20 protein-coding genes are annotated in these 24,897 nt (G+C 72.0%); 17 read left to right on the top strand and 3 right to left on the bottom strand.

From position 1 onward, the window contains the following. The first annotated feature begins 120 nt into the window (after nt 1-120). The 4 genes from RH864_RS14980 (at nt 121) to acs (ending at nt 5,521) form a co-directional block, all read left to right on the top strand. Complete coding sequence (locus RH864_RS14980) at nt 121-1,005, top strand: ABC transporter ATP-binding protein (RefSeq protein ID WP_310518369.1); 885 nt, start codon at nt 121-123, stop codon at nt 1,003-1,005. A 98-nt stretch (nt 1,006-1,103) separates the two neighbouring features. Continuing rightward, nucleotides 1,104-2,138 carry an aliphatic sulfonate ABC transporter substrate-binding protein gene (locus RH864_RS14975; protein ID WP_310518368.1) on the top strand — a complete coding sequence of 345 codons (1,035 nt, stop codon included), beginning with the start codon at nt 1,104-1,106 and terminating at the stop codon, nt 2,136-2,138. Between the two features lie 24 nt (nt 2,139-2,162). Further along, a complete protein-coding gene (locus tag RH864_RS14970; protein ID WP_396129987.1) occupies nt 2,163-3,185 on the top strand; it encodes an ABC transporter permease in 1,023 nt (340 codons plus the stop codon). Nucleotides 3,186-3,448: 263 nt separating this feature from the next. Beyond that, nucleotides 3,449-5,521, top strand: a complete 2,073-nt coding sequence (acs, locus tag RH864_RS14965) for an acetate--CoA ligase (RefSeq protein WP_310518367.1) — start codon at nt 3,449-3,451, stop codon at nt 5,519-5,521. 112 nt (nt 5,522-5,633) lie between these two features. Here acs and RH864_RS14960 read toward each other — a convergent pair whose 3' ends face one another. Next, nucleotides 5,634-6,182: a hypothetical protein gene (locus RH864_RS14960; RefSeq protein WP_310518366.1), complete on the bottom strand. Its 549-nt coding sequence runs from the start codon at nt 6,180-6,182 to the stop codon at nt 5,634-5,636. Between the two features lie 262 nt (nt 6,183-6,444). Here RH864_RS14960 and RH864_RS14955 point away from each other — a divergent pair, with 262 nt between their 5' ends. The 12 genes from RH864_RS14955 to RH864_RS14900 all read left to right on the top strand — a co-directional run bounded on the left by RH864_RS14955 (nt 6,445) and on the right by RH864_RS14900 (nt 22,011). Next, the gene (locus tag RH864_RS14955; RefSeq protein ID WP_396129988.1) at nt 6,445-7,878 is read left to right on the top strand and encodes a DUF6421 family protein; all 1,434 of its coding nucleotides are present in this window, start codon (nt 6,445-6,447) and stop codon (nt 7,876-7,878) included. Then, the gene (locus RH864_RS14950; protein WP_310518364.1) at nt 7,871-8,575 is read left to right on the top strand and encodes an SDR family NAD(P)-dependent oxidoreductase; all 705 of its coding nucleotides are present in this window, start codon (nt 7,871-7,873) and stop codon (nt 8,573-8,575) included. Before RH864_RS14955 ends, RH864_RS14950 begins: the two co-directional genes overlap by 8 nt. 217 nt (nt 8,576-8,792) lie before the next feature. Beyond that, entirely contained in the window at nt 8,793-10,847 is a 2,055-nt protein-coding gene (locus tag RH864_RS14945; RefSeq protein ID WP_310518363.1) for a hydantoinase/oxoprolinase family protein, read from the top strand. Between the two features lie 5 nt (nt 10,848-10,852). Further along, on the top strand, nt 10,853-12,559 hold the full coding sequence (locus RH864_RS14940) for a hydantoinase B/oxoprolinase family protein (RefSeq protein WP_310518362.1): 1,707 nt from the start codon (nt 10,853-10,855) through the stop codon (nt 12,557-12,559). 95 nt (nt 12,560-12,654) lie between these two features. Beyond that, a complete protein-coding gene (locus RH864_RS14935) occupies nt 12,655-13,653 on the top strand; it encodes a sugar ABC transporter substrate-binding protein (protein WP_310518361.1) in 999 nt (332 codons plus the stop codon). Between the two features lie 88 nt (nt 13,654-13,741). Continuing rightward, nucleotides 13,742-15,253, top strand: coding sequence for a sugar ABC transporter ATP-binding protein (locus RH864_RS14930; RefSeq protein ID WP_310518360.1), 1,512 nt, complete (start codon nt 13,742-13,744; stop codon nt 15,251-15,253). 11 nt (nt 15,254-15,264) lie between these two features. After that, a complete protein-coding gene (locus RH864_RS14925) occupies nt 15,265-16,263 on the top strand; it encodes an ABC transporter permease (protein ID WP_310518359.1) in 999 nt (332 codons plus the stop codon). A gap of 49 nt (nt 16,264-16,312) precedes the next feature. After that, nucleotides 16,313-17,635, top strand: coding sequence for a hydantoinase/oxoprolinase family protein (locus tag RH864_RS14920; RefSeq protein ID WP_310518358.1), 1,323 nt, complete (start codon nt 16,313-16,315; stop codon nt 17,633-17,635). Beyond that, entirely contained in the window at nt 17,632-18,723 is a 1,092-nt protein-coding gene (locus RH864_RS14915; protein WP_310518357.1) for a DUF917 domain-containing protein, read from the top strand. The genes RH864_RS14920 and RH864_RS14915 overlap by 4 nt, the downstream gene beginning before the upstream one ends. Then, nucleotides 18,720-20,312: a helix-turn-helix domain-containing protein gene (locus tag RH864_RS14910; RefSeq protein WP_310518356.1), complete on the top strand. Its 1,593-nt coding sequence runs from the start codon at nt 18,720-18,722 to the stop codon at nt 20,310-20,312. The genes RH864_RS14915 and RH864_RS14910 overlap by 4 nt, the downstream gene beginning before the upstream one ends. 17 nt (nt 20,313-20,329) lie before the next feature. Beyond that, nucleotides 20,330-20,797 (top strand): GAF domain-containing protein, encoded by a 468-nt coding sequence (locus RH864_RS14905; RefSeq protein WP_310518355.1) that lies wholly within the window; start codon nt 20,330-20,332, stop codon nt 20,795-20,797. Continuing rightward, a complete protein-coding gene (locus tag RH864_RS14900) occupies nt 20,794-22,011 on the top strand; it encodes a metal-dependent hydrolase family protein (RefSeq protein WP_310518354.1) in 1,218 nt (405 codons plus the stop codon). Before RH864_RS14905 ends, RH864_RS14900 begins: the two co-directional genes overlap by 4 nt. A 20-nt stretch (nt 22,012-22,031) precedes the next feature. On the opposite strand, the gene RH864_RS14895 is transcribed toward RH864_RS14900, so the two are convergent. Both RH864_RS14895 and RH864_RS14890 read right to left on the bottom strand, forming a co-directional pair. Then, a complete protein-coding gene (locus RH864_RS14895) occupies nt 22,032-23,069 on the bottom strand; it encodes a hypothetical protein (protein ID WP_310518353.1) in 1,038 nt (345 codons plus the stop codon). Between the two features lie 54 nt (nt 23,070-23,123). Continuing rightward, the gene (locus RH864_RS14890; RefSeq protein ID WP_310518408.1) at nt 23,124-24,356 is read right to left on the bottom strand and encodes an MFS transporter; all 1,233 of its coding nucleotides are present in this window, start codon (nt 24,354-24,356) and stop codon (nt 23,124-23,126) included. A 132-nt stretch (nt 24,357-24,488) separates the two neighbouring features. Here RH864_RS14890 and RH864_RS14885 point away from each other — a divergent pair, with 132 nt between their 5' ends. Further along, nucleotides 24,489-24,893 (top strand): phage holin family protein, encoded by a 405-nt coding sequence (locus RH864_RS14885; RefSeq protein ID WP_310518352.1) that lies wholly within the window; start codon nt 24,489-24,491, stop codon nt 24,891-24,893. Nucleotides 24,894-24,897: the final 4 nt, after the last annotated feature.

Genomic DNA, 24,897 nt, shown 5'->3' with positions numbered 1-24,897 from the left:
TGTGCCGCCGCGCGTCGGCGGCTGTGTTACGCCATGGGTCGCGCCGGGCTGACACGCGTCGCGAGCCTCGGTACCGTCGGGCACGTCCCCCGACCTGCGCCGACTTGCCCCGGAGCGAACATGACCACGACCTCGACCACGCCGCGCCCGGCCCCGGGCGGCGCCGCGCTGCCGGTCGAGTTCACGGGCCTCGGCCGCGCGTTCCCGACCGCGGACGGTGCGCGCCCGGTGCTCCGCGGCCTCGACCTCGTGGTCGAGGCCGGCGAGATCCTCGCGATCCTCGGGCCGAGCGGATGCGGCAAGTCGACCCTGCTGCGCATCGCCGGCGGGCTCGACCACCAGACCTCGGGCCGGGTCGCGATCGGCGGCGCCGACGTGAAGCCCTTCGACACGCGCTGCGCGGTCGGGTTCCAGGAGCCCCGCCTCCTGCCGTGGCGCTCGGTCGCGCAGAACGTCGCGCTCGGCCTGCCGCGCGGCGCCGCACGGCAGGCCGGCCGCGAGCACGTCGACCGGCTGCTCGAGCTCGTCGGTCTCGCCGACTTCGCCGGGCACCGGCCGCGCGAGATCTCGGGCGGCATGGCGCAGCGCGCCTCGCTCGCGCGCGCCCTCGCCAGGAACCCCTCGGTGCTGCTCCTCGACGAGCCGTTCGGCGCGCTCGACGCCCTCACCCGCCTGAAGATGCAGGACCTGCTGCTCGACGTGCACGCCGCGGAACCCACGACCGTGCTGCTCGTCACGCACGACGTCGACGAGGCGCTGCAGCTCGCCGACCGCATCATCCTGCTCGGCGCCGAGGAGCCGAGCCCGCGCGACGACGCCGCGCCCGCACAGCCCGGCGCGATCATCCAGCAGACCGTCGTCGTCCCGGGCACGCGCCCGCGCGACCGCGGATCCGCGGAGCTCGCCGAGCTCCGCGGCCGGCTCCTCGACGGACTCGGCATCGACCGGCACGGGTCCGCGCGAGGCATCCCCTCGACGACGACCATCCCGGCCTTCCCCTACTGACCGACCGCACAGCCAGACCCGCACCACACAGCCAAGCACCACACAGCCAGCACCACCTCACCGACCTGCGACCCACACCCGCACCAGAGGAGCCACGCATGACCCGCACCACGACCCTCCGCACCGCGCTGATCGGCGCGGCCGCCGCAAGCGCCCTGCTCCTCACCGGCTGCGTCGCCGGCGAGGGCAGCAACGCCGCACCCGAGCCGAGCGCCGCAGGCGAGGCCGTCTCGCTCGAGGGCCAGACGCTCGCGATCGACTACGCGACCTACAACCCGCTGAGCCTCATCATCAAGGACCAGGGCTGGCTCGAAGACGCGGGCCTCGAGGTCACCTGGGTGCAGTCGGCCGGCTCGAACAAGGCGAACGAGGCGCTGCGCGCCGGCGCCGTCGAGGTGGGCTCGACGGCTGGCTCGGCCGCGCTGCTCGCACGCTCGAACGGCTCGCCGATCCAGGTCATCGACATCTACTCGCAGCCCGAGTGGGCCGCGCTCGTCGCGGCTCCCGGCTCCGAGATCGGCTCGGTCGAAGACCTGAAGGGCAAGCAGGTCGCCGCGACCAAGGGCACCGACCCGTACTTCTTCCTGTTGCAGTCGCTCGAGGCCGAAGGGCTCTCGCCCGAGGACATCGTCGTGCAGAACCTGCAGCACGCCGACGGCTGGGCCGCGCTGCAGAACGGCTCGGTCGACGCCTGGTCGGGCCTCGACCCGATCATGGCCGGGGCCGAAGAGGCGGGCGCGACGCTGTTCTACCGCGACGTCGACTTCAACAGCTACGGCTTCCTGAACGCGCGCGAGGACTTCCTCGAAGGCAAGCCCGAGGTCGCGCAGGCCGTCGTCGACGCGTACGAGCAGGCCCGCGCGTGGGCGCAGGCGAACCTCGAGGAGACCGCGCAGATCCTCGCCGACGTCGCCGGCCTCGACCTCGCGGTCGCGACCAAGGTCATCGACGAGCGCTCGAACCTCGACGTCGACCCGGTGCCGGGCGACGCGCAGGTCGCGGTGCTCGAGAAGATCGGCCCGATCTTCGTCGAGCTCGGCGATGTCGCCACCCAGCAGCAGGTCGACCAGGCGCTCGACACGCTCATCAACGACGAGTTCGTCACGCAGGCGGACCCGAGCCGCTTCGAGTAAGCGGCTCCAGGGAAGGACAGAGCGATGACGGATGCCTCGGGGCGGACGGATGTCTCGGACGCGGACGCGGGTCTCGATACGCGTGCTCCTTCGTCGCGCGCTACTCGACCGGCTGACGGGGCAGCGACGTCGGTCGACGGGCAGTTCGCCGCGCCCGTGACGCAGGACGGCCTGGGCGCCGCCGCCGCCGGCTGGCAGGGCTCGTCGGGTGTCGACCGGCGGCCGAGCGAGCCGCGGCCCGGGGCATCCGGATCGCCCGAGGCATCCGTGCCCGCGAACCGCACCCGCCTCGTGAACCGGCGCTGGTTCCGGATCGTGGGCGGCGCGCTGATCCCGCTCGCGCTGCTCGCGACGTGGCAGTTCGTGTCGACGAGCGGCCTCGTGGCGCTGTCGATGCTGCCGAGCCCCGAGATGGTGTGGCTCGCGGCGGTCGACCTCGCCGAACGCGGGCTGCTCGGCCTCTACGTCGCGATCTCGACCCAGCGCGTGTTCCTCGGCTTCGCGTTCGGCGCCGTGATCGGGCTCGCCGTGGGCGCGGTCGTCGGGCTCTCGAAGCTCGGCGACATCCTGCTCTCCCCGACCCTCGGCGGGATCCGTGCGGTGCCGTCGCTCGCGTGGGTGCCACTCCTCATCCTGTGGTTCGGCATCGGCGAGGACTCGAAGGTCATCCTGATCGCGATCGGCGCGTTCTTCCCCGTCTACACGATCGTGGCGTCGTCGCTGCGGCACGTCGACCGGCAGCTGCTCGAGGCGGGCCGGGCGTTCGGGCTGCGCGGGTTCCGGCTGTTCGGCGCGGTGCAGCTGCCCGCGGTCGTGCCGTCGGTGGTATCGGCGCTGCGACTCGCGCTCGCGCAGGCCTGGCTGTTCCTCGTGGCCGCGGAGCTCATCGCGAGCTCCATGGGCCTCGGCTTCCTGCTCAACGACTCGGGCCAGAACGGCCGCATCGACCGCATCTTCCTCGCGATCATCACGCTCGCGGTGCTCGGCAAGCTCTCCGACGCGCTCATCGGCCTGTTCGAGCGCTGGGCCGTCAAGCGCTGGGCGTAGCGCGGCCGACGTCCCCACGCGGCCTCGAGAAGTCGCGGATGGCGGGTCCTGTCGCAAGACACCCGCCATCTGCGACCGCTCGCGAGCCGACCCCTCGCGAGCCGACCCCTCGCGAGCCGACCCCTCGGGAGCGAGTGCGGCGAGGGAAGCGTTACCGAGCGTGACGTGCGGGCCAGCGCGCGAGCGGCGGGTCGCCTAGCGTCGGGGTGACGGATGCTTCGCGCCGACGGCGCCGCGAGCCGGACGGCGAAGGAACCCGACTCATGACGATCGACACCCTGCTCGACGAGCAGCGGCGCTTCCCCGCGCCCGCGGAGTTCGCGGCGCGCGCGAACGTGACGCCCGAGCTCGCCGCCGAGCTGTACGAGGCGGCCGCGGCCGACCCGGTCGGGTTCTGGGAGCAGCAGGCCGAACGGCTCGACTGGGCCGAGCGGTGGCACACGGCGCACACGTGGGTGCATCCGGCGACGGGGGCGGGGGGTCTCGATACGCATCCGACTTCGTCGCCCGCGACTCGACCAGCGGGACCGGCGGGCGGCGACGTGGGCGCGACGTGGTTCGCGGGCGGAAAGCTCAACGCCGCGGTGAACTGCGTCGACCGGCACGTCGCGGCCGGCCTCGGCGACAAGGTCGCGTTCTTCTTCGAGGGCGAGCGCGGCGACCGGCGCACGCTCACCTACGCCGAGCTGGAGCGCGAGGTCGCGAAGGCCGCGAACGCGCTGACCGAGCTCGGCGTGACGAAGGGCGACCGGGTGGTCGTCTACCTGCCGGTCCTCGCCGAGACGGTGATCGTGACGCTCGCGATCGCACGCCTCGGCGCCATCCACTCGCTCGTGTTCGGCGGGTTCTCGGCCGAGGCGCTGCGGTTCCGTGTCGAGGACACCCGCGCGAAGCTTCTCGTGACGACCGACGGGCAGTTCCGGCGCGGCGCGGCGGTGCCGGTCAAGGCGGCGGCGGATGCCGCGGTCGAGGGCGTGCCGTCGATCGAGCATGTGCTCGTGATCCGGCGCACGGGCGACGAGACGCCCGACCTGCCCTGGACCGAAGGCCGCGACGTCTGGTGGCACGAGCTCGTCGACCGGCAGCCCGACACCCACGAGCCCGAGTACTTCGACGCCGAGACGCCGCTGTTCATCATCTACACCTCGGGGACGACCGGGAAGCCGAAGGGGCTCGTGCACACCACGGGCGGCTACCTCACGCACGCGGCGTACACGCAGTGGGCCGTGTTCGACGTCAAGCCCGACGACGTCTACTGGTGCACCGCCGACCTCGCGTGGGTCACCGCGCACACGTACGAGCTCTACGGGCCGCTGCTCAACGGCGTCACGAGCGTGATCTACGAGGGCACCCCGAACACGCCCCATGCCGGCCGGCACTTCGAGATCATCGAGCGGTCCCGCGTCACGACCTACTACACGGCGCCGACCCTGATCAGGTCGTTCATGAGCTGGTTCCCCGACGGGCTGCCCGAGGGCCTCGACCGTTCGAGCATCCGCCTGCTCGGCTCGGTCGGAGAGGCGATCAACCCTGCGGCCTGGGTCTGGTTCCACGAGCAGATCGGCGGAGGCCGCGCGCCCATCGTCGACACGTGGTGGCAGTCCGAGACCGGCGCGGGCGTCATGGCCCCGTTGCCCGGAGTGTCGACGCTGAAGCCCGGATCCTCACTGGGCGCCCTGCCAGGCCTCACGACGCGCGTCGTCGACGAACACGGCGACGAGGTCGCGCGCGGCCAGGGCGGATACCTCGTGATCGACGGCACCTGGCCCGGCATGGCCCGCACCGTGTGGGGCGACCCCGACCGCTACCGCGACTCGTACTGGGCGCGCTTCGCGCACCGCGGCTCGTTCTTCTCGGGTGACGGCGCGCGGCTCGACGCCGACGGCGACATCTGGCTGCTCGGTCGCGTCGACGACGTCATCAACGTGTCAGGCCACCGGCTCTCGACCATCGAGATCGAGTCGGCGCTGGTCGCGCACCCCGACGTCGCCGAGGCCGGCGTCGTCGGCGTCTCGGACGCCACGACCGGCGAGGCGATCGCGGCGTTCGTCGTCGGGCGCGACGGCGCCGGCGAGCGGGCGGATGCCTCGCCCGAGGCATCCGCCCGGGCCGCCGCGCTGCGCGCGCACGTCGCCACGGCCATCGGGCCGATCGCGAAGCCGCGCGACCTCGTGTTCGTCGCCGAGCTGCCGAAGACGAGATCGGGCAAGATCATGCGGCGCCTGCTCGTCGACCTCGCCGAGGGCCGCCCGCTCGGCGACACGACGTCACTGCAGGACGCGACCGTGCCCGAGCGCATCGCGCAGGTGCTCGCGGGCCGCCCGCCGGTCGAGTAGCGAGCGCCAGCGAGCGTATCGAGACCCTGCCGAGCTGAACTCTGCGCGCAACCACCGGGTCTCGATACGCTCCCTCCTTCGTCGGTCGCTACTCGACCAACGGGGCGGGGCGTCAGGGGCGGCGGTCCGCCTCCTCGGAGGTCGTCGGCGCCTCGGTCGGGGTCGCGGGCACGTCGGGCGCGTCGTTGGCCGAGGTCTCGATGAGGGGCTCGTCGGCCGGGCGGGCGGGCGTCGCGGGGGTCGCCGCGACCGGTGCGGCCGCCTGCGCGGCGGGTGCCGCAGCCGCGGGCACGGCGCCGGCGGGCACGGCCTCCTCGGCGCGCTCGTACTCGCCGTACTCGGCGTCATCGGCGAACGCATCCGCCGCGGGCTCGGTGTCGGGGCGTGCGAACGCGCCGAGCCCGATCAGGATGCCGAGCGCGGCGAGCGACACGACGACACCGATGATGCCCGCCGAGAGCAGCGCCGATGACACCACGATGAGCGACTGGCTGCCGTACACGTCGGCGGCCGTCCCGGTCTGGCTCGTGAGCGCGGCTGAGAGCGTCGAGTTCGCCGACGAGGTCCAGAGCGCGCCGATCACGGCGGCGATGAGCGAGATGACGAGCGCGACGACGGGCAGGAGCAGCTTCACAGCGGCGGACGGACGTGATGCGGACATGGAACGGCCTCGTTTCGTTGGTGGTGTGCTGCGACCGTACGGACGCGGCCTATGACCAAGCTATGCCTTCGCTCTGCATCCCCTCTAGTCCTGGGTTGCGCTGGGCGGCGAGAATCGCGGCGAAATCCTGCGTGCACGCACGATTCCCGCGCCGAGCGACAACCATTCGCCACGGTTTCGCTCCTAGCCTGGGAGGAACGGTCGATTTCCGCCGTATATCAGCCCGACCCCGAGGACGGAGGTTCCGATGTCACAGACCAGCATGGCCGCGATCGTTGGCGAACCCGAGGTCCTCGAAGACGAGACCGGCGTGCTCGCGCTCGCCCACGACGTCGAGCACGACCCCGCCTGGCGGCGGCTCAAGGAGGCGGCGACGCGACTGCAGGCGTTGCAGGCCAAGGACGGCTCGGTCCCCGAGACATCCGCTCACCCCGAGGCATCCGCGCTGGTCGAGACGATCGTGACCGCGATCGCCGCGCTCGCGCCGCGATTCCCGCTCGACGCGGAGTACCTCGAGGCGTCGGTGCTCGACTTCCGTCGCTGGGCGGCCGAGGGCTTCGGCGTGCCCGACTTCCTCGACTCGCTCGTGGCGTTCCAGCCGCAGCGGCATCGCGTCGACGGGCTCCGCCATCTGGTGGTCTTCCCGATGACGACCCAGAACGGCTCGCCCGACCGGCACGTCGAGGCGCTCGTCGTCGAGACGATCTGGCCCGAGTTCATCGCCGCGCTCGAGGCGGGCGACTACGGCAACCGGCTCTTCGTGAGCCTGCGGCTCGTGGACTTCACGCCCGGCTACGACACGAACTCGGCCGTGCTGTTCCCCGAGACGGTCGCGATGCGCGAGATCCCGCCGTTCACATGGGGCGCGATCTTCCAGGACCGGGAGGCGGCGCGCTACCGGCGCGTCGTGCGGGCGGCGTCGGAGATCACGAAGCTCGAGCTTCCCGCCGGCGCCGCGCGACTGCTCGACGATCACGACCTCGCCGAACGCACGTTCGTCATGTGGGACCTCATCCACGACCGCACGCACATGCGCGGGGACCTGCCGTTCGATCCGTTCATGATCAAGCAGCGCATGCCGTTCTTCCTGTACTCGCTCGAGGAGCTGCGCTGCGACCTCACGGCGTTCCGCGAGTCGGTCAAGATCGAGCGCGGGCTGGCCACGCGCGTCGACGCGGGCGAGTCACTGTCGCCCATCGACGCGCAGCTCGCCGAGCACGCGAGGCTCGTCCAGTACGCGGTGATCTTCGACCGGATCTTCCGGTTCGCGGTCACGGGCTCACGCGTGCGCAACTACGACGGGCTCGGCGGCCAGCTGCTGTTCGCGTGGCTGCACCAGCGGCACGTGCTCGAGTGGACGGACGTCTCGCTGAGCTTCGACTGGGCCGCCGTGCCCGACGCGGTCGTCGCCCTCGGCGACGCGATCGACGAGCTGTACTGGAAGTCGATCGACCGGCCAAAGACCGCGCACTGGCTCGCCGCGTACGAGCTCGTGCGCGGTGTGCTCACGCCGAATCCCGCGTCGGTCTGGGCCGAGGGGCTGCCGCGCGAGGTGCTCGCGGGGCCACCCAAGGGGTACACCGACCTCGTGCTCGACGACGAGTTCCCGCTGTCGATGTTCTACGAGGCGCTCGACAAGAAGCTGCGACCGGTCATCGAGTCCACGGTCGGCATCACCGCGAAGACGGATGGCTGAGGCATCCGGCGCGCCCGGGCCCGGCGCGGGCCTCACCGGCCGGGCGGTGCTCGTCGCGGGAGCGACGAGCCCGTCCGGCCTCGCGGTCGCCCGCGCGCTCGCGCTCGGCGGCGCGCGGGTGATCGTCGCGGGCCGCGACGAGACCCGGGTGCGTGCGCTCGAGACCGAGGTCCCGGGAGCCGTCGGCGAGGTCGCCGACCTCGCCGACGACGACGGGGTGCGCGAGCTCGCCGAGCGCGTGCACGCTCGCGCGGGCCGGCTCGACGGCGTCGTGCACCTCGTGGGCGGCTGGCGCGGCGGCGGCGGCATCCCCGACCAGTCCGAGGCGGACTACCGGATGCTCGAGCGGTCGTTCACGGCGCTCCGGCACGTGAGCCGCGCGTTCTGGGGCGACCTCGTCGGCTCGCCCGCCGGGCGCATCGCCGCGGTCTCGTCCACGACCGTCGCGCGGCCGAGCGCGGGCAGCGCCAACTACACGGCGGTCAAGGCCGCGACCGAGTCCTGGATGCGCTCGCTCGCGCACGGCTTCACGAAGGCGGATGCCCCGGCCGCGGCCGTGACCTACCGGGTCGGCTCGCTCGCGGGCCTCGAGGATCGACTCGGAGCATCCGTCGTCTCGCTCTGGGACGCGAGCCTCGACGCACGTGCGCTGAACGCGGCGACGCGCGACGGCGCGACCCTCCCGCTGGTCGAATAGCGACCGCCCCGCACAGGTTTTACCTCGCCGAAACATCCTTCGGGAACGGCCGAACCACACCGGTCAAGCCCGAATTTTCCGGCGCGAGGCGCATCCATCCCACTGAGATCGGGCAATGTGCCCGCTCGCGCACCCTCCCCTGCGGCGTTCTGCACACGGCGCCGATCTCGGCCGTGCATAGCATTCACGCTTATCAGACGGACCGGGAGGGCAGCACGTGACCAGCTACAGGGTGTCGATGGACATCGGCGGGACATTCACGGACATCGTGACGTTCGACGAGACGACCGGGCAGTTCCGGGCCGCGAAGGCGTCGACGACTCCGGGGCATCTCAGCACCGGGGTGCTGGGCGGCCTCGAATCGCTCATCGACGATCTCGCCGACATCGACTTCATCGTCCACGGCACGACGCAGGGCCTGAACGCATTCCTCGAACGGCGCGGCGTGCGGGTGCTGCTGCTCGCGACGGACGGGGCGCAGGACGTCTACCACATCGCTCGCGGTCCGCGGCACCGCCTGTACGACGCGCAGTACCGCAAGCCCGAGCCGCTCATCGAACGACGCGACGTGGTCGGCATCCCCGGGCGGTTCCAGTACGACGGCAGCGAGCTCGCGCCGCTCGACGAGGAGGCCGTGCGCGCGGCCGCGCACCGCGCGAAGGACGAAGGGTACGGCGCGGTCGCCGTCGGCTACCTGTTCAGCTACCGCAACCCGACGCACGAGCTGCGAACCCGTGAGATCCTGCGCGAGGTCCTCGGCGAGGACTTCACCGTCTCGCTCTCGCACGAGGCCGCGAAGGAATGGCGCGAGTACGAGCGGACCTCGTCGGCCGTCATCGAGGCGTACACGGGGCCGGTCGTCCGCTCGTACCTGCTCGACCTCGAGGAGCAGCTCGGGGGCCGCGGGGTCGACGCGCCGCTGCACATCATGCAGTCCTCGGGCGGCGTGCTCACCGCCAAGTCGGCACGCGAGCGGCCGCTGCAGACGCTGCTCTCGGGCCCGGTGGGCGGCGCGATCGGCGGCGAGGCGCTGACGAAGATCGTCGGCAACCGCAACCTCATCGGCGTCGACATGGGCGGCACGTCGTTCGACGTCTCGCTCGTCGTGGACGGCACCCCCGACGTGTCGACCGAGGCGGCGCTCGAGGGCCTGCCCATGCTCATGAGCATCGTGAACATCCACACCATCGGCGCCGGTGGCGGGTCGGTGGCCTGGATCGAGGCCGGCGGCCTCCGCGTCGGCCCGCGCTCCGCGGGCGCACAGCCGGGTCCCGCGTGCTACGGGCGCGGCGGAACCGAGCCGACCGTGACCGACGCGAACTTCGTGCTCGGCCGCGTCGACGCCGAGAACTTCGCGGGCGGCCAGATGCAGTTGGATCGTGAGGCCGCCGTCCGCGCCCTCGAGACCGTGGGCAACCGGCTCGGGTTCGATGCGATCGAGATCGCCGAGGGGATCTGCAACGTCGCGAACTCGCAGATGGCGCAGGCCATCCGCACCATCACGATCTCGCGCGGCATCGAGCCGCGCGACTTCTCGCTCGTCGCCTTCGGCGGCGCGGGCCCCATGCACGCGGTGTTCCTGGCCAAGGAGCTCGGCATCCGCGAGACCATCGTGCCCCGCTTCCCCGGTGCCTTCTCCGCATGGGGCATGCTCCAGGGCGACATCCGGCGCGACTTCACCGAGCCGTACTACTTTCTCGACGAGGACATCGACCCGACGGACATGTCGCGCGTGCTCCGCGGCGTCGAGGCCGAGGCGCTCACGTCCCTCGAGAGCGAGGGCATCCCCTCGGCCGACCGGTACGCCGAGCACGCGGTCGACGTGCGCTACCTCGGCCAGGAGTACTTCCTCACGGTGCCGCTTCGCGACGCCGACGAGCCGCTGGACGCGGACTTCCTGGACGCGCTCGGCCGGCGCTTCGCGACCGCGTACGAGGCCCGCTACGGGCACTCGACGCTCGGGGCGCCGATCGAGATCGTGACGCTGCGCACCCGGGTGGTCGGACGGCTCGAGAACCCGAGCGCGTTCACCGTGGCGGATGCGGCGAGCGCCGAGTTCGTGCACGAGATCCGGCAGGTGGTGTTCGACGGCGAGGCGGTCGACACCATCGTGACCGAACGCGACGACCTGGGCGCCGGGCACGAGTTCACCGGCCCCGCGATCGTCATCGAGGCCACGGCGACGACCGTCGTCCCCCCTGGGTTCACCGTGCGGGTCGACGCCCACGGTTCCCTCGTCATCACCAATCTCGAGATCGAAAGCGAGGCCTGAACGCCATGACGCTCACGAACACGGACCCCACCGCGACGACGCAGGTGACGGTCGATCCGGTCACCGTGGAGATCCTCCGCAACGCGCTGACCAGCGCTGCAGAGGACATGAACGCCACGCTCATCCGTTCCGCGTACTCGATGATCATCTACGAGGGCGGCGACTGCGTCGTCGCGCTGCTCGACCAGCACCACCAGGTGCTCGGCCAGTCCGCGGGCCTGCCGCTCTTCCTCGGCAACATCGAGACCTGCTCGAAGGCGGTCGAGGAGAAGTACGGGCGCGACGTCTGGAAGGAGGGCGACGTCTGGATCCTCAACGACGCCTACATCGGCGGCACGCACCTCAATGACGTGACGATCTTCGCACCCGTCTTCGTCGACGCCGACCTCGTGGGGTTCTCCGCGACGCGGGCGCACTGGATGGACATGGGCGGCAAGGACGTCGGCGCGTCCATGGACTCGACCGACATCTTCCAGGAGGGGTTCCGGATGGGACCCGTCAAACTGGTCGCCGACGGCGTCGAGACCGACGTGGTCGAGCTCATCCAGACGAACACGCGGTTCCCGTACCAGACGGTCGGTGACATGCACGCGATGGTCGCGGCGCTGCGACTCGGGACGATCCGCATGCAGGAGCTCGTCCGCAAGTACGGTCTCGAGGTCATCGAGGCCGCGCGCGACGAGATCTTCCGCCAGACCGAGGAGCTCGAGCTCGAACGCGTGCGCCAGATCCCCGACGGCGTCTACACGGCCGAGGGCGTCCTCGACAACGACGGCATCGACCTCGGCACGCCGATCCCGATCAAGCTCAAGGTCACCGTCTCGGGCAACCAGATCGAGTTCGACGTCACGGAGTCCGCAGACCAGACCCGCGGGCCCGTGAACTGCGGGGTCGCGCAGGCGATCTCGGCGCTCCGGGTCGGCTACAAGATCCTCGTCAGCCCCGAGACCAACTCCAACGGCGGGTCGTTCCGGCCGCTCACCGTCAAGGTGCGCGAAGGATCGGTCCTCGGTGCGGTCTCACCTGCGCCCTGCCAGTGGTACTTCTCCCACCTCGGGATGCTCATCGACATGGTCTCGCGCGCGCTCGCGCCGGCCATGCCCGACCGGGTCGCGGCGGCCAGCCACGGGGACTCGATGATCATCACGAGCGCCGGGTTCGATCCGCGGGTCGGGCGCGACTGGGTCTCGATGGAGGCGACCCTCGGCGGCTGGGGTGCCTGGGACGGCTCGGACGGCGAGTCGGCGCTCATCAACAACGTCAACGGCTCGCTCCAGGACTTCCCGATCGAGATGGTCGAGACCAAGTGGCCGTTCCGGATCCGCGAGTACTCGATCCGGACGGATTCGGGCGGGTCCGGGCAATGGCGCGGCGGGAACGGCGTCGTCCGCGAGTACGAGTTCCTCGCCGACGGGGTCTTCGGTCTGTGGTTCGAGCGGTCCCTCACCCCCGCATGGGGACTGTTCGGCGGTGAAGGGGCGACGGGTCCCGAGGTCGTCATCAACCCGGGTCAGCCCGACGAGTTCCGCACGCTCAAACTCAACGCCCACCCCGCGACGAAGGGCACGATCGTGCGGCTCGCCGTCGGCGGGGGCGGCGGGTACGGCGACGCGGCGCTCCGGGACCCGGACGCGGTGCGATACGACGTCGAGAACGGCTACATCTCCCCCGAACGCGCGACCGCGGACTACGGATTCCGCGACGCGGACTGAACCTGGACGACGGATCCCGCGACGCGGGCCGACCACGCCCACCACAGCCCGGCACCACCCGAACGCACCACTTCACGAGAGGATCGGCATTCACCATGAGAAGGAAGCACCTCGCCATTCCGGCCCTGGCCATCGCGGCCGGAGTCGCGTTCGCCGGCTGCAGCGGACCGGCCGAGTCCGAGCCCACCGAGGGTGACGACGCGCTCAGCATCGGCTTCTTCGGGTTCGCCGCGGCGAACTCGTTCGCGCAGGGCGTCTACGACGGCGTCGAGGCCGCGGCCGAGGAGTACGGCGCCTCGGTCGAGTTCGTCGACCCGAACTTCGACGGCCAGCTCCAGGCACAGCAGATCACCGACGCCGTCACGTCGGGCCAGTTCGACATCATCATCATCCAGGCCAACGACAACCTCGTCGTCCAGGCCCCGCTCGAGCAGGCCATCGCCGCGGGCATCACGGTCGTCGTCGAGTTCACCGCGGTCGGACCGGACTTCGAGACCGCCGAGCCGCAGATCGACGGAGCGATCTCGATCGTGGACCCCGCGGTGATCAACGGTGAGAAGCTCGGCGAGATGGGACTGCTCGCGTGCGAGGAGGCGGGCGCCGACCCGTGCCAGGTCGGGTACATGGAGGGCTTCCGCGCGCTCCCGCTCGACAACGCACGCACCCAGGCCGTCGTCGAGACGCTGACCGCCGGCGGCGCCGAGGTCGTGGCCCAGGTCGAGGGCGGATACACCGCGGACAGCGGTCAGGCCGCGTTCCAGGACATCATCACCGCCAACCCCGACGTGAACGTCGTCATCGGCTCGTCCCAGGCGGTCGGCGGCGCGCGCCTCGCGGCCGGAGCGGACAGCCCGGTGCTGTTCGTCGGCAACGGCTCATCCCGCCAGGCCGTCGAAGCCGTGCGCAGCGGCGACTGGTTCGCGACCTACGCGCTCGACCTCTACCTGAACGGGTTCACGGCCGCGGAGCTCGGCATCAAGCAGCACAACGGCGAGGACGTCGAGGTCGCGATCTCCCAGGCGGACCTCACGTCGTTCGGGGCGATCGGCACGGCCGAGAACCTCGAAGGGTTCGAGGCGACCTACGACGACTGACCCCGGCACGGACAGTGGGCGTCCGGCCTCGCCCGGACGCCCACCGCCCGCGCCACCTCAGCCAGACGCAATGGAAGGGAGGGGTGCGATGACGATGGGCACCTCGGTCAGAGCGCCGGTCGGCGCGCCGGTCATCGGGCTCGAAGGGATCGGGAAGTCGTACCACGGCGTGACCGTCCTGCACGACGTCACGCTCGAGATCGCACCGGGTGAGATCCACGGGCTGCTGGGCGAGAACGGGGCCGGGAAGTCCACGCTCCTGAAGATCCTCGGCGGCTCGATCACGGCCGACGCGGGCACGCTGCTGTTCGACGGCACGCCCGCGCGCCTCGGCAGTCCACGGGAGTCGATCGCGCACGGCGTCTCCCTGATCGCCCAGGAGCTCGCGCTCGTCCCGAATCGCACCGTCCTGGAGAACGTCTTCCTCGGACACTGGGCGAACACGTCGGGGATCGTGCGGCCCGGCGCCGACCGGGCGCGCTTCGACGAGCTGTGCGAGCAGAGCGGCTTCGACCTCGACCCGGACCGCCTCGTCGCGTCCCTGCCGCTCGGCACGGCGCAGCAGGTCGAGATCCTCAAGGCGCTCGCGCGGGGATCGCGGGTCCTGTGCCTCGACGAGCCGACCGCCGCGCTCGGCGAGACCGAGACGGCGCAGTTGCTCACCGTCCTCCGCACGCTCGCGCGGCAGGGCACCACGATCGTGATCGTCTCGCACTTCCTCGAGGAGATCCTCGGTCTCGCCGACCGGATCACGGTCCTCAGGGACGGCGCCCAGATCGTCACCGAGGACGCGGCCGGCCACACGACCGAATCGCTGGTGCGCCTCATGGTCGGCCGTGAGGTCGCGGCGCTGTCGAGGACACCCGATCCGGTGCCCGACGATGCGCCGGTCGTACTGCGCACCGAACGGCTGACGACCGACCGGATCGCCGACGTGTCGCTGGAGGTGCGGGCCGGCGAGGTCCTCGGGCTCGCGGGCCTGGTCGGCAGCGGCCGCTCCGAGACGCTGCGCGCGCTGTTCGGCGCGGACCGCCGGAGATCGGGCACCATCGAGATCGGCGGCCGGGTCATCCGCCGCGGCTCGATCCGGCGCATGATCGACCGCGGTCTCGCGCTCGTGCCGGAGTCGCGGAAGGACGAGGGCCTCGTGCTCGCGCGGGACACGACGGAGAACGTCGCCCTCGCCTCCCTCGGGCGCCGCCAGGTCGGCGGCGTGGTGCGCCGCGGCGCCGAACGTGCCGCCGTCGACCGGGTCATCACGACGGTCGACGTGCGCGGAAGCGTCGGCCACGTGCCCGTCGGCGCGCTCTCGGGCGGGAACCAGCAGAAGGCGCTGTTCGCCAAATGGCTCGTCGAGCCGCCGATCGTGCTGCTCATCGACGAGCCGACCCGCGGAGTGGACATCGCCGCGAAGGTCAACATCCACACCCTGATCCTCGACCTCGCCGCGGCCGGCACCGCCGTGATCGTCGTCAGCTCCGAACTCGAAGAGGTCATGGCGCTCTCCCACCGGATCCTCGTCCTCCGACGGGGCCGAACCGTCGCCGAGTTCACCGCGCCAGCCGACCGCGAGGACATCATGTCCGCCGCATTCCTCTAGGAGATGAATCCGTGACTTCCACGCAGGAGCTCGCCCCGCCGGCCCAGCCGAAACCCCGACGCCGCCGCATCGACCTCAAGGACTTCGGCATCCTGGGCGGTCTGCTCGCCATCGTCCTCTTCCTGAGTCTCGCGACGAACACCTTCCTCACGAGCCAGAACATCGTCAACCTGCTGGATCAGGCCGTCGTCATCGGCCTGCTCGCCGTCGGTGCGACGCTCTGCATCGTCTCGGGGGTGTTCGACCTGTCGGCCTCGGCCACGCTCGCCGTGTCCGCGGTGGCCGGCGTGTTCCTCACGACGCACCTCGGCGTGGCGCTCGGCTTCGTCGGCGCGCTCGTGGTCGGGGCCGTCCTCGGCACGATCACGGGCACCATCATCGTCGCCACGAGGGTGAACTCGTTCATCGGATCGCTCGCCATCAGCATCATCTACCGGGGGCTCGCGATCGTGCTCACCGGGGGGATGATCCTGGCCGTGCCGAGCGACCAGCTGCAGGCGTTCCGGGTCTGGGCCCTTCCCGTGTGGGGCGGGATCTCGGGCGGCACGGTCCTGCTCATCATCGTGACCGTCGTGCTCGGCCTGGTGCTGTGGGGGACGACGTTCGGACGCCGCATCTACGCCGTCGGCGGGAACGAGGAGGCCGCCCGGCTCAGCGGTGTCCGCACCCCGCTCATCCACATCTCCGTGTTCGCGATCAACGGAGTCTGCGCGGCCGCGGCCGGCATGGTGCTCGCCTCGCGCGCCGGATCCGCGCAACCGTCGATGGGGATCGGCATGGAGCTCACCGCGATCGCCGCCGTCGTCATCGGCGGCACGAGCATCCTCGGCGGCACCGGGGCCGTCTGGCGCACGGTGGTCGGCGTCATCATCCTGACGATCATCGGCAACGGCTTCAACCTGCTCAGGTGGGACACCACCTATCAGCAGGTCGTGACCGGTGCCCTGATCCTCGTCGCGGTCGCCGCCGACGCGTGGCTTTCCCGGAGATCCCGCCGCGCGCGAGTATAGACGCGACGGCGACCTTCATCGAGCGACCCCCGCCGACGGGAAGGACAGCATGCGAATCGGCGTACGTGTCACGGACGAGGCGGTCTCGGGTGCCGGCCGGCGTCCCGGCGGTGACTTCGAGTTCGCCGCGCGGGCGGTGGACGGCGATCTCCCCGGCGCGGTGGAGGCGGTGCTCATGACGCTCGCGGCGTCCTGCCCGGCACCCGTGGCGTCGGTCGTGTTCGACGTGAGCCGTGCCCTCGCCCGCGAGCCCGGGGCCGGTGTCGTCTCGGTGCTCATCGAACCCCGGCACCCGGCCGAGCCCCGGCCGCATCTGTGGCGAGCCGCCGACCTGCCCGTCACCGTGACCAACGTCCAGGGTGGGCACGGTGCGCTCGGCAACGAGCTGATCCCGCTCGAGGAGCCCGCGCTGCACCGGCTCGCCGCCGCCATACCCCGCGGGGCGCACGTCGTGGTCTCGGCGGCCGGATCGCTCGTGAGCCCCGACCACGAACGTCGCGCGGCCGAGATCCTGCGCGCGGGCTCACGCTCCGGGAGCATCACCCAGTCGAGCTCGTTCTACTCGGAGAGCCTCCTCGTCCGCGAGTACACGGCGGTGCAGAACGCGCTCCTGCTCGGAAGCTCAGAGCGTCTCGCGGCACAGCTCGCGGATGCGGTCGCACAGAGCGTGGGACCCGACGCGCGCGCCTACGTTGCGACGAACGAGGGAGGATGCACGCCGTTGAACCGCCTCCCGATCACGCCGGTGCACTCGCTCCGGTCGAACGTCGCCGGAGAGATGATCGGTGCGGCGACCGTGGCCGGACGCACGGCGGGGCGGGTGATCGTCGCGAGGCCGGGCGCCGCGCGCATCGGGGAGTTCATCGACGGGCTGCCCTCGGTCGTCACCCGGACCGTGCTCGCCGACGGCACCCCGCTCGCCTCCAGCTTCGCGCACGTCGTCCCGCTCACGGATCTGCTGGTCTCGGGGTCGGCCGATCCGCCTTACACCGTCCTCGCGCACGGCGCGATCGACGAGCTCGCACCGTTCGGCCTCACTCCCGCCGTGACCACCGAGGTCGATCTCATCGCCGTGGGAGCGGCCGTGGTCCCCATGTCGTACTGGCACAACCGGGTCGCGCGGGTGACCAGCGCGAGCGAGGTCGACGGCGCGCTGCGCGAGGGCGAGGCGATCGCGCGCGCGAACCTGGTGGCTTCGGGTGCGGATCCGCTGGCCGTGCGGATCCCCGAGTCCCGCGTCGTGGCCACCACGTACGGCGAGGCGCAGATGGTGAACATCCGCATCCGGGGCATCGCCGCCACGCCGGGCTCGGCCATGCCCGGCACGAGCGACCCGGCCGCGCCCGGCACGACGGATCGAGCGGCGGCATGAGCCGTCGCCCGCTCGAGGCCGCCGACATCGAGCACCTCTGCACGGGTGCGATGTTCGTCGCGTGCACCGTCGAGCACTCGAGCTGCCTGCACTATCGCGACCTCGCGCTCGAGCTCCTCGGCCGGAGCGGACGCGCCGCGCTGCTGTGCTCGGTCGACGAGCTCGACCCGGAGGCGCGCACGGCGTCGCTGGGGTTCGTCAACAAAGGCCTGCTGCCCACCGAGATGATCCCCGTCGGCGACGAGTTCCCCCTCGCGCTCTCGCTCTTGGAAGACCGGCTCGGCGAGTCGGTCCAGGGGATCTTCCCGCTCGCGGCGGCGAGCGTGAACGCGATGGTGCCCGTCTACGTCGCCATGCAGATCGGGCTGCCCGTCATCGACGCGGATCCCATGGGCCGGGTCTTCCCGCTCGTGAGCCAGACCACCCTCGCGCTCGCCGGGCTGAGCGCCGGGCCCGTCGGGCTCACGGGCCCGACCGGCGAGACCGCGATCGTCGGCGTGTCGGTCCCCGACCGTGCCGAGCGCCTCATCCGCGCCCTCGCCGCCGAGTTCGGCGGCTGGGCGGCGACCGCCTCGTACCCGGTGTCGGCCGACGACCTCGCCCGGCACGGCGTGCAGGGGAGCATGAGCCGGCTCATCGAGATCGGTGAGATCCTGCACTCGTCGAAGCCCACCCAGGCCAAGTATGCGGAGCTCTCGCGGCTGCTCGGCATCCGCAAGGTCATCAGGGCCCGGGTCGCAGACATCGAAGGGCTCTCCCGCCCCACCTTCTCGGGCCTGCCGGACCGGCCGTTCAGCGTCACGCTCGTCGATGAGGCGCAGGGGCGGATCGTCCGGCTGGAGATCCAGAACGAGATCCTCATGATGCTCGTCGACGGAAGCGTGCAGGCGATCGTGCCCGACATCATCACGATGGTCAGGCCCGAGGGCGCCGGCGTGGCCAGCCTCGAAGACCTGTGGATCGGCAACAAGCTCGACCTCATCTCGTTCCCGGCGGCTCCGCAGTGGTACTCGCCGGCGGGACGCGCGATGGTCGAGCCGATGGCGACGCACGTCGTGGGTGCGACCCGCGGGCGGGACGGCACATGAACGCCGACCGGCGTGGCGTGCTCCTGGCCGAGCTGCTCGCGGCCTTCGGGAGCGGAGCCCTCACCGCGCACCACGTGCCCGCCCACGACCAGTCCGTGCGCGACGTCGTGATCATCTCCGACGTGGACCGCGTGCTCACGGTCGGCCCCGACACCGTCGTCCTGCTGCGCGAGGAGCTCACGCTCGGAGGCTGGGTCGTGTCCGTCGCACTGCGCTACGCCTGGGAGCGCAGGGCGGTCGCCCTGATCGTGCCGGCCCAGGCGTTCTCGGAGACGGTGGTCGAGCTCGCGCGCCGGTTCGGCGTGGCCCTGTTCACGACGGACCAGGGCATCGACCACACGGCGCTCGCCCTCGCGCGCGAGCTCGGCGCCCTCGAGGCCGGCGTGCTGACCCGCTTGGACGCGTTGCACGCCAGGGTGAACCGCGCGGCGACCCTCGGCGAGGTGCTCGACGAGCTCTCGCGCGAGCTCGACGGCGCGCTCGTGCAACTCCACGTCGCCGGGATCCCGGTCGCCGAGTCCGGGGCGGCCGGCGATGCGACCGGCGTGACCCGTGTGCCGCTCGCACCGGTGCAGAGCCCGGCGCAGACCCAGGCGCAGAGCCAGGCGCAGGGCGGCGACCAGCAGCTCGTCGCCATCGTGGACCCCGCGCACCAGCAGCTCGCGCATCACGCGCTGACGCGCGCGCGGGCCACGGTCCGTGCGCTCCTCCTCGCACACGAGCTCGACGGCGCCGCGCGTGCCGCACCGCTGCTCTCGTTCGCCGCGCTGACCGCGACCCGAGCTCAGGGCATCGTCGACGGCGAGGTCGCCGAGGCCCCCGTCTCGCAGGCCGGGGCGGACGGCCGGACCTCGATCGAGCCGCCCTGGCCCCCCGGCACGCCGTTGCTCGCGGTCGTCCTGCGCGTCGCCCGCGGCGACGCCGGGCCGCAGGCCGATCGGATCGCGCCGGTCCTCGGCGAGCGCTGGCGGCGCCAGTTCCGACAGATGCCGCTGGCGCGGACCCGGACCGGATGGTTCGCGTTCATCCCGCTCACACCGGAGGATTCGACCGTCCTTCCCGAGCTGCGCGAGCTCACCCGGTCGGCCTTCGGGCCGCTCGGGGTCGCCGTCGGCGTCGCCCTCGACCGGGAGCCGGTGACGACGCCCACCCGGCTGCTCGCCCGCGCCTGGTTCGCCGCGCGTCTCGCCGAGCCCGACGGGCGCGTCGTCGACTTCCGGCGGCTCGGCACGCCGCTCCTCCAGCGGCTGCTGCCCGTCGAGGACGCGCGCGAGCTGGCCGAGAGCACCTTCCCCCGGCTCCTCGCCGACCCGCACGCTGCCGAGGTGCGGGCCGCGGTGGTCGCCTACCTCGGGCACGCGGGGTCGGTGACCGCGGCGGCGGAATCACTCGGCGTCCACCGCAACACGCTCCAGCTCCGCCTGCGCCGGGCGGTCGAGCTCGGCGTCCGGCTGGACGAACCCGACCAGCAGCTCTCGACGCATCTCCTCCTGGCCGTGCTCGACCAGCACGCGACCACGACCACCGCGACGACCCCGACCCCGGTCACGCCCCCGGCCACCACCGACCCACCACCGCAACGACCATGAACAGGAGCTCCATCCCCATGACGCCGACGACCCTCGCCCAAGCCGCCGATCAGGCGCGCGACCTGCTCGGAACGGTGCTCTTCACCGTCACCGTCCTGACCCCGGACGGCGGTGAGATCTCGCGCGTGTACTCGTCGCACCCCGAGGTGTACGCCGTGGGCGGGCGCAAGCGCACCGACCCGTCGCAGACCTCGCCGATCTGGTCGGAGCAGGTCATCTCGGGACAACGTCCGTTCCTCGGCGCCGACCGCACCGCGGTGCGCGAGTTCTTCTTCGACTGGGAGACGATCGAGGCGCTCGGCTGCGGCGCCATCGTCAACGCACCCGTCGTGCACGGGGGCGAGACGATCGCGTCGATCAACTTCCTCGGTCCGGAAGGCAGCCTCGACGAGGCATCCGTGCCCGTCGCGCTCGACATCGTGCGCGACGCGACGCCCGCCGTCGTCGCGGCACGCGCCGCGGCGTTCCCGGAGCTGGCCTCATGACCGAGTTCGCCGGACGCGGGGGCTCGGTGCTCATCCGCAACGCGCTCGTCTTCGACGGCGTCTCCGATGAGCTCGAGCCGCGGGACCTCCTGATCCGCGACGGACTCATCGCCGAGGACGGTGCGGAGGCGGACGAGCCGGACCAGGTCATCGACGCGCGCGGCGGCGTGGTCACGCCCGGCTTCATCGATGCCCACCTGCACGCGTACGCCGTGTCCCTCAACCTGCTACACAACGAGACCCGTCACCTCAGCTACACCGCGCTCACGGCGCGACTGCGCCTGGGTGCGGCGCTCCGCCGGGGCTTCACGACCGTCCGGGACGTCGCGGGCGGCGACGCGGGCCTGCACCGCGCCATCGAGGAGGGCAAGCTCGAGTCGCCGCGCTACTTCTACACCGGGGCGGCGCTCAGCCAGACCGGCGGCCACGGCGACCCGACCGCGGTCGACGACACGCTGTGCTTCCACGACGGCCCCGGCCTGGAGATCGTCGACGGGGTCGACCCGCTCCGGATCGCGGTCCGCGCCCGGCTGCGGGGCGGCGCCCACGCGATCAAGGTCATGGCGTCGGGCGGCGTGATCTCACCGGCCGATCCGCTCAAGCTCCCGCAGTACTCGCTCGAGGAGCTCCTCGCGGTCTCGGACGAGGCGACCCGCCGCGACCGCTACGTCGCGGCGCACGCCTACTCGCCCGACGCGATCGTCCACGCGCTGCGCGGCGGCATCCGCTCGATCGAGCACGGCAACCTGCTCGACGACGAGACCGCCGCAGCCATGGCCGCCGCGGACGCCTACCTCGTGCCCACGCTCGCGACCTACGACGCGATGTCGCGCCACGGCGCCGCACTCGGCATGACCGACGTCGGCCTCGCGAAGAACGGGGAGGTGCTCGAGCACGGCCGGGTCGCCATCGAACGCGCGCGGGCCGCGGGCGTGCCCGTCGGATTCGGGACCGACCTCATGGGCGACCTCGAGCGCGAGCAGCTGCACGGGCTCCGGCTCCAGAGCGAGGTCACCGGCGTGCTCGAGCTGCTGCGCAGCGTGACGTCCGTGAACGCGGCGCTGCTGCGTGAGGACGGCCTCGGACGCATCGCGCCCGGCGCCCGCGGCGACGTGCTGGTGTTCAGCGGGAACCCGCTGGAGGATCCGTCGCTGCTGTGGGCCGAGCGGCGGCCGCGCGTCATCCTCGATGGTGTGCCGTTGGGGGAGGGGTAGCCCCCGGTCCGGCGAGCGCGCTACTGGAACTCGCGGTAGTCGACGGCCTCGGCGCCCGTGGTCCAGCAGCCGCCGCCGTCGAGCGGGTGCTCGGCCCCCGAGGCGTCGGGCGAACCGAACGCGGCGGTGTTCCACGCGGCGCGCTCGTCCGCACTCAGCCCGGCCGGCATCGCGGGAGAGCCGCCCGACGTCTGGTCCTCGGGGTTCCAGTACTCCCAGTACTCGTAGACGAAGCCCTGCTCGGCCATGCACGCCCGCACCGCGTCCTGGAACGCGAGCCACCGCTCACGCTCGGTCGGCGCTGCCGGATCGCGACCGGGCACGGGGGCGGTGACCGGGTCGCCGGCGTCGTTGCCCTCGTCGGCGGCCTGCTGCGCGGCCGCCTCGCAGCCACCGGCCGGCTCGCCGGCCGCCGCCTCAGCGGGCTCGGGTCCGCGGAGCGCGGTCATCCACGCCGCCTCGGCCTCCGCGTCGAGTCCGGCGGGCATCGGGCTGCCGCCCTCCCACCACTCCCACTCGAGGTACTCGAAGCCCGCCGCGTTCATGCATTGGCGGATCAGCTCCTGGCGGCCGAGCCACGCGGCGCGCTCCTCCTCGGGGACGTACGCCGGGTCCCCGGGCGTCAGGTGCGGGTTGTAGCCGGGTGACAACGGGTCGGACGGGTCTCGAACGGGTGGCGTGCTGGGCTCGGGGCCCGGCGACGGCTGCGGTGCAGCGGTCGGCGGCGCGGTCGCCGGCGGTGCCGTCTCGGGCGGCGCGCCGGACGCCGGCGGCTCGGTGACCGGGACGCCGTCGACGTCACCCGCATCGGCGCGGCCCTCGGCGACGACCTCGTCCCCGGCCTGCCCGGGCGTCTTGATGCCGATCTGCGAGCCGAGCGCCGCGGGCCCGGCTCCGTCGCCGATCGCCGCGTAGGCGCCGAACCCCACGCCCGCCGCACACAGTGCGGCGACGCCGATGCTGAGCGCCAGCACCACAGGACGCCGGCGCAGCGCGCGACGACGCTCGCCGAACCGCGACGAACGTGTCCGCCGGCCGGCTCGCGAGGTCTCGGGCATCGCGAGCCACCCTAAACGGACCATTGTGTCCCCCGCAAGGGGGGCCTCGGCGTGTCACTCGACATCGGCCGACGCGCCCTGCCGCCGGCTCAGCCACATGAACGGCACCGCGAGCACCTGGATCGCCCCGCTCAACGCGAGCGAGCCCGCGTACCCCCATACGTCGGCCGAGCGCCCGAGCACGGGCTGCACGACCGCGCCGCCCGCGCTGCCGAGCAGCGAGTCGAACGACAGCACCGTCGCGCGCTGCTGAGACGGGATCATGCCGTTCAGGTACGCCTGCTGCACCGGTCCGGCCGCGGCGTCGACGAGCCCCCACACGACGAGCAGCACGAGCGCGACCCAGAAGTTCTGGAACACGCCGAGCGCCACCAGCACGACGCTGCCGACGACGAGGCTCAGCAGGATCGTCGTCGTCCGCCGCCGGAACCGACGGCGCACCCACGGCGCGAGCCAGCCGCCGATGACCTGCGATCCCGACAGGATGGCCGCGGCCAGACCGGCGATCGTGTACGCGCCCTCATCGCCCCACAGCTCCACGAGGTAGGGCTGCAGGGCGTAGAACACGTAGAAGCCGACGCCCGACGTGAAGAACGACGCGAACATGACGTACCGCACCGACGGGCGGCCGAGCCCGTACTTCAGTGAGGCGCGCATGACCTGCTTGGTCGCCTCGATCGGGTGCGCGCGCCCCGCGGGCGTGAACCCGAGGTCGCGCATCACGAGCGCCGCGACCACGAACATGACCACGAGGATGCCGGCCCGGATCAGGAACGGCACGCCCAGGTTCGTCGCCTGCGCGACGACGCCGCCGAGCAGCGACCCGACGAACATCGCCGCGCCCGACAGCGCGAGGCCGCGGCCGAAGACGCGCTCGAGATCGCCCTGATACCCGGTCGCGGTGAGCGCGTCGACGAGCCACGCCTCGACGGCGCCCGAGAAGAACGTGAAGCCGAGTCCGAGCAGCACCGAGACGACCGCCCACGCCCAGAACGGCGCCGAGGTGAGCCAGAGCAGGTAATAGAGCACGGTCGTGACCGACAGCGTGATCGTGCCGAGCATGTAGGACACCCGGCGGCCGAGCGTGTCGGCGACCACGCCCGTCGGCACCTCGAAGATGAGCATGCCGACCGAGAAGAACGCGTTCGCGGCGAACGCCTCGAGGTTCGACAGCCCGGCGTCGAGCAGGAAGAGCGTGTTCACGCCCCAGATGAACGAGGCCGCGAGCGTGTTCCCGATGAGCAACGTGAAGTACACGCCCTGCACGCGCCGCGCGGTGTGCCGCACGTCGCCGGCGGTGCCGCCGGTGGTGCCGCCGGTGGTGCTCACCCGAACCACCCTCGTCCGCTCACGCGATCATCATGCTCCGGTCGGCAGGCCTCGGCAACGGATGCCTCGACGGGGAGTACGCTCCGGATCATGGTGCGTGTGCTCATCCGTCTCGGAATCTTCCTCGGAAGCGCCGCGCTCGCGCTCGCGCTGGCCGCACTGCTGGTTCGTGCGTTCCACCTGGAGTGGGCCGGCCTGCTGGTCGCGATCGTCGTCTTCGCGGTCGTGCAGGCCGCGCTCGACTGGCTCGTGCGCAAGGTGTTCGACCGGTCGGCCCCCGCGGTCGCCGGCGTCGCCGGCCTCATCTCGACCTTCCTCGCGCTGTGGATCGCGTCGCTGTTCCCGGGCGGCGTGAGCTTCGACGGGATCGGCGGCTGGATCCTCGCCGCGGTCGTCGTATGGGTCATCACGGCGCTGCTCGGCTGGCTCGGCACCCGGTATCTGCTGCGCCCGTATGAGCGGACGCACGCGCACACTCCGAAGAACGCGCGCTGACCCG

The organism is Agromyces aerolatus (assembly GCF_031432255.1).
Taxonomy (GTDB): domain Bacteria; phylum Actinomycetota; class Actinomycetes; order Actinomycetales; family Microbacteriaceae; genus Agromyces.
Note: the sequence above shows the minus strand (reverse complement) of the source record. Positions and strands in the feature narration are given on the sequence as shown.

Excerpts from the sequence above, each read along its gene's own strand:
- RH864_RS14905 (WP_310518355.1), top strand. The coding sequence starts at position 20,330 with ATGACGCCGACGACCCTCGCCCAAGCCGCCGATCAGGCGCGCGACCTG.
- RH864_RS14955 (WP_396129988.1), top strand. The coding sequence starts at position 6,445 with ATGGCCGCGATCGTTGGCGAACCCGAGGTCCTCGAAGACGAGACCGGC.
- RH864_RS14910 (WP_310518356.1), top strand. The coding sequence starts at position 18,720 with ATGAACGCCGACCGGCGTGGCGTGCTCCTGGCCGAGCTGCTCGCGGCC.
- RH864_RS14960 (WP_310518366.1), bottom strand. The coding sequence starts at position 6,182 with ATGTCCGCATCACGTCCGTCCGCCGCTGTGAAGCTGCTCCTGCCCGTC.
- RH864_RS14935 (WP_310518361.1), top strand. The coding sequence starts at position 12,655 with ATGAGAAGGAAGCACCTCGCCATTCCGGCCCTGGCCATCGCGGCCGGA.
- RH864_RS14930 (WP_310518360.1), top strand. The coding sequence starts at position 13,742 with ATGACGATGGGCACCTCGGTCAGAGCGCCGGTCGGCGCGCCGGTCATC.
- RH864_RS14940 (WP_310518362.1), top strand. The coding sequence starts at position 10,853 with ATGACGCTCACGAACACGGACCCCACCGCGACGACGCAGGTGACGGTC.
- RH864_RS14895 (WP_310518353.1), bottom strand. The coding sequence starts at position 23,069 with ATGCCCGAGACCTCGCGAGCCGGCCGGCGGACACGTTCGTCGCGGTTC.
- RH864_RS14915 (WP_310518357.1), top strand. The coding sequence starts at position 17,632 with ATGAGCCGTCGCCCGCTCGAGGCCGCCGACATCGAGCACCTCTGCACG.
- RH864_RS14885 (WP_310518352.1), top strand. The coding sequence starts at position 24,489 with ATGGTGCGTGTGCTCATCCGTCTCGGAATCTTCCTCGGAAGCGCCGCG.
- RH864_RS14980 (WP_310518369.1), top strand. The coding sequence starts at position 121 with ATGACCACGACCTCGACCACGCCGCGCCCGGCCCCGGGCGGCGCCGCG.
- RH864_RS14950 (WP_310518364.1), top strand. The coding sequence starts at position 7,871 with ATGGCTGAGGCATCCGGCGCGCCCGGGCCCGGCGCGGGCCTCACCGGC.
- acs (WP_310518367.1), top strand. The coding sequence starts at position 3,449 with ATGACGATCGACACCCTGCTCGACGAGCAGCGGCGCTTCCCCGCGCCC.
- RH864_RS14900 (WP_310518354.1), top strand. The coding sequence starts at position 20,794 with ATGACCGAGTTCGCCGGACGCGGGGGCTCGGTGCTCATCCGCAACGCG.
- RH864_RS14970 (WP_396129987.1), top strand. The coding sequence starts at position 2,163 with ATGACGGATGCCTCGGGGCGGACGGATGTCTCGGACGCGGACGCGGGT.
- RH864_RS14975 (WP_310518368.1), top strand. The coding sequence starts at position 1,104 with ATGACCCGCACCACGACCCTCCGCACCGCGCTGATCGGCGCGGCCGCC.
- RH864_RS14920 (WP_310518358.1), top strand. The coding sequence starts at position 16,313 with ATGCGAATCGGCGTACGTGTCACGGACGAGGCGGTCTCGGGTGCCGGC.